The 4,418-nt window shown below is 38.7% G+C and carries 5 protein-coding genes; 3 read left to right on the forward strand and 2 right to left on the reverse strand.

Annotation, left to right across the window (positions count from 1 at the left end):
• Positions 1–1,390: phosphoenolpyruvate--protein phosphotransferase (gene ptsP / locus AC1DOS_RS18225; RefSeq protein ID WP_477538641.1), on the reverse strand; the 1,390-nt coding region annotated here is incomplete at its 3' end.
• The gene (locus AC1DOS_RS18230; RefSeq protein WP_477538642.1) at positions 1,390–1,656 is read right to left on the reverse strand and encodes a phosphocarrier protein HPr; all 267 of its coding nucleotides are present in this window, start codon (positions 1,654–1,656) and stop codon (positions 1,390–1,392) included. The genes ptsP and AC1DOS_RS18230, both read right to left, overlap by 1 nt.
• A gap of 143 nt (positions 1,657–1,799) precedes the next feature.
• Here AC1DOS_RS18230 and AC1DOS_RS18235 point away from each other — a divergent pair, with 143 nt between their 5' ends.
• From AC1DOS_RS18235 to AC1DOS_RS18245, 3 genes are all read left to right on the forward strand, one after another.
• Positions 1,800–2,552 (forward strand): DeoR/GlpR family DNA-binding transcription regulator, encoded by a 753-nt coding sequence (locus AC1DOS_RS18235; protein WP_477538643.1) that lies wholly within the window; start codon positions 1,800–1,802, stop codon positions 2,550–2,552.
• Entirely contained in the window at positions 2,549–3,481 is a 933-nt protein-coding gene (gene pfkB / locus AC1DOS_RS18240; protein ID WP_477538644.1) for a 1-phosphofructokinase, read from the forward strand. The genes AC1DOS_RS18235 and pfkB overlap by 4 nt, the downstream gene beginning before the upstream one ends.
• Positions 3,478–4,418 (forward strand): fructose PTS transporter subunit IIA (locus tag AC1DOS_RS18245; protein WP_477538645.1); only part of this gene is annotated, 941 nt, incomplete at its 3' end. The genes pfkB and AC1DOS_RS18245, both read left to right, overlap by 4 nt.

The raw sequence follows: 4,418 nt of genomic DNA on the forward strand, positions 1-4,418 counted from the left end.
CCATTGTATACTGAATCAAATCGTTCGTTCCTATTGAGAAGAAATCTACCTCTTTAGCAAAAATATCTGCCATGACTGCTGTTGAAGGAATTTCAACCATGATACCGACTTCGATTGTGTTACTAACTTCAATCTGTTCATTTTCAAGCTTTGCTTTTTCTTCAAGGAAGAGCGTTTTTGCTTGTCTGAATTCCTCAATAGTTGCAATCATCGGGAACATAATCTTTAAATTCCCATGAATACTAGCTCGCAGCAAAGCACGAAGTTGTGTTCTGAACATATCTTCCATTTCTAAACAAAGACGAATAGCACGTAAACCTAAAAATGGATTAAGTTCTTTCGGTAATTGTAAATAGGAGAGCTCTTTGTCGCCACCAATATCAAGAGTACGAACAACTGTTGGTTTTCCATCCATTTGTTTAAGAACGGATGAATAAGCCTCAACTTGCTCATCTTCTGTTGGAAACTGATTGCGCCCCATATAAAGAAATTCAGTTCGGTATAAACCGATTGCTTCACCACCGTGTTCAAGAACACCTACGACATCTTTAGGCGTGCCAATATTAGCCCCAAGTTCCACATGATGACCGTCAGAAGTTACGGTAGCTTCATTTTTCAACCTTGCCCATTCGGATTTTTGCAATTCGTAGCTTGCTTTTTTATCCTCATAACGAGCAATTGTTTCCGCATCTGGATTTATGATGATGTCTCCATTCAGACCGTCCACAATCACGGTCATGCCGTTTTGTATAGAAGACATAACTGTCTGTGCTCCAACAACAGCAGGGATTTCAAGAGTACGAGCCAAGATAGCAGAGTGCGATGTCCGTCCACCGATGTCTGTAATAAAGCCTTTTACATATAGCGGATTCAACTGAACGGTATCAGAAGGAGTCAAATCTTCTGCAATGATAATCACTTCGTCAGTTATCATGCTCGGACTTTGAATGGATACACCTAATAAATGTGCTAATACACGTTTCGTCACGTCACGGATATCCGCTGCACGTTCCTTCATGTAATCATTGTCCATCGACTCAAATAGACCGATGAACATATTCGAAGTCTCTTGTAAGGCGAACTCTGCATTGATATTTTCTGACCTGATTTTTTCTGTGATGGGTCCAAGTAATTCTGGATCACTCAAGACAAGAAGGTGTGCATTGAAAATGGCAGCTTCTTCATCATTCATTTGTTGTGCTGTGTGCTCTTTAATTATTTCGAGTTCTGATTTTGATTGGTCGACGGCTGATTCAAAGCGAGTCAGCTCAGCATCGGTATTTGAAATAGCCGTTTTTTCAACAATTAATCCCGGATTTTCAAGTCTGAAAGCTTTGGCAATGGCAATTCCATTTGACGCTGCAATTCCGGATAATAATTTTTGATTCATTAATTGCCAATTCCTTKCGTTTCCATGATCTCTGCTACTTTAGCCATTGCTTGTTCTTCATCTTCTCCGTTAGCTACGATATTGATGTTTGCACCAGATGAAACGCCAAGAGACATGACACCTAATATCGATTTTAAATTCACTTTTTTGTCATTCCACTCAAGTGTTACTTCAGATTTAAACGGAGCAAGAGCCCCTACTAAAACTGATGCTGGACGTGCATGAATACCTTCTGTAGATGTAATGTTATATTGTTTTTCAATCATTGAATTTCCTCCTCTAATTTTATGTTTCATACATGTAGTCAAGCTGTTTCTGAATGATTTTGACTGTTCTTGATTGATTATGATTGATTCTGAAAGCGATTTCAAGTAATATCTATTTTAATAACAATAAAGAAGGTGTCAATGTGTTAACAAATGAACGACATGACATGATATTAAACTTATTAGCTGAGAAACAAACGATCAAAATACAAGATATTGTAGACGCTACGGGTTCTTCAGAATCTACGATAAGAAGAGATTTGACGGAGCTTGAAAATCAACATAAGTTAGAACGGGTCTTCGGTGGTGCAACATTATCAGACCGAAATTCAATAGAGCCAAGTATCGTAGATAAGTCTACCAAAAACCTTCAAGAAAAGAAACGCTTAGCTAAATTTGCAGCTTCTTTCATTAAAGAAGGCGATTGCATTTTTCTTGATGCTGGTAGTACTACATTTCAAATGATTCCTCATTTAAAGGACAAAGACATTGTCGTTGTTACTAATGGACTTACGCATATTGACTCACTGAATGAGTATGGAATTACTACGTATTTAACCGGTGGCTTAATCAAGTCCAGAACGGCAGCGCTTGTTGGCTCACAAACCATTCAATCTGTACAAAGCTATCGATTTGATAAATGCTTTCTTGGAGTAAATGGTTTTCATGAGAACTATGGATATACGACACCAGATCCTGAAGAGGCTTCAATAAAGAAATTAGCTAGTTCACTTTCTAAAAAAACGTATGTGGTTGCAGATCACACGAAACATGAAAAAGTAAGTTTCACTAAAATCCTAGATTTAGAAGAGGCCGTTTTACTTGTAGATAATCTCCCATTGGAAGCCCTTAAGTCATTGGAACAAAAGACTACTGTAAAGGTTGAGATAACATGATTTATACATGCACCATTACACCTTCAATTGACTACACCACCTACTTAAGCGATTTTCATATAGGTGCACTTAATCGGACAAATGAAGTGTTTTATTATCCAGGAGGTAAAGGGATCAATGTATCACGAGTGTTAAAACGTTTAAACGTCGATAGCATTGCGCTCGGATTTGTTGGTGGGTTTACTGGAACGTATATTAAACAGTTTCTAATGAAGGAAGGTATTGATACTGACTTCATAGAAACGGACGAAATTACACGAATCAATGTGAAGATCAAAGCTCAAGAAGAAACGGAATTGAATGGACCAGGTCCAGTGATAAATACACAACAACAAATGGTTTTAACTAACAAAATCAGAACATTGAAAAAAGGGGATTGGTTTGTCCTCGCTGGAAGTTTACCAGAGTCGATACCTCAAACGTTCTTTATGGAAATCGCATCGATTTGCAATGATCAAAATGTCCATTTCGTTTTAGATACATCTGGACCTGCTCTTAAAGAGTTAGTTCTTACACAACCCTTTTTAATTAAACCGAATGAACATGAGTTAGGCGAATTATTCGATACAATCATAGCGAATAAACAGGAAGCCTGCCACTATGCCAAAAGACTAGTGAATCAAGGTGTTCAACACGTCATCGTTTCAATGGGAGAAGAAGGTGCACTTCTTGTTACTAAAGACATTGTTGTTTCCGCAGAAGCACCGAAAGGAAAAGTTGTAAACACGGTGGGTTCTGGAGATTCACTCATATCTGGATTTATCGCATCATTTACCAACGATAAAGATGCAGAAAAGGCATTCCGATATGGTGTAGCCAGTGGTAGTGCCACCGCTTTCCGCTCAGATTTATGTGAAAAAAGTGATGTTGAGTCATTGGTAGAACAAGTATTACTACACCCATTCCAGGAACAGGATGTGGCAGGATGAAAATTACACAGTTATTGACAGAACATACGATTATATTGGATTTACAAGCAAGTTCCAAACAAGATGTGTTGACCGAGTTAATTGGCAAGTTAGACGAAGCAGGCAAGCTGAAAGATAAAAAAGCGTTTACGAGAGACATATTAGCGCGTGAAGAACAGAGTACCACTGGTATTGGGGAGGGTATTGCGATTCCTCATGCGAAGTCAGTTGCTGTAAAAGGACCTGCCATCGTATTTGGACGATCTCTTGCTGGACTTGACTATGCATCACTTGATGGCCAACCCGCTCATCTATTTTTCATGATTGCAGCAAGTGAAGGTGCAAATAATGATCATTTAGATGCTCTTTCAAGATTAGCTACTTTCTTAATGGATTCAAATTTCAGACAGAAAATACTTGAAGCGACATCTATTGAAGAAGTACTAAGAGCTGTGACCGATAAGGAAACAGAAGTGGATGGACCTGAAGAAGACATTAGAACAGAACAAACGAATAATTCTGCAGCTTCTTCTAAGAAAATTCTAGCGGTTACTGCTTGTCCAACAGGTATTGCGCATACGTACATGGCGGCTGAAAAGTTGAAAGAACGAGCAAAAGAATTGGGCATTTCACTCAAAGTAGAAACAAACGGATCAAGTGGAGTGAAGAATCGCTTGACTGACGCAGATATCGCAGAAGCAGATGCCATCATCGTTGCTGCTGACACAAAAGTTGAAATGGCTCGTTTCAATGGAAAACCTGTGATTCAGGTCAAAGTTGGTAAGGCAATACACGAGACTGATATTTTACTAAATCGTGCAATCACAAATGACGCACTAATTTACCACCACGACTCAACTAAAGAAGAAACTACAGGAAAAGAATCGAGCAATGGTGTTTATAAACACTTGATGAATGGTGTTTCTAACATGTTGCCATTCGTAGTCGGTGGTGGGAT

This window comes from Paenisporosarcina sp. P5_A11 (assembly GCF_056400705.1).

Excerpts from the sequence above, each read along its gene's own strand:
- pfkB (WP_477538644.1), top strand. The coding sequence starts at position 2,549 with ATGATTTATACATGCACCATTACACCTTCAATTGACTACACCACCTAC.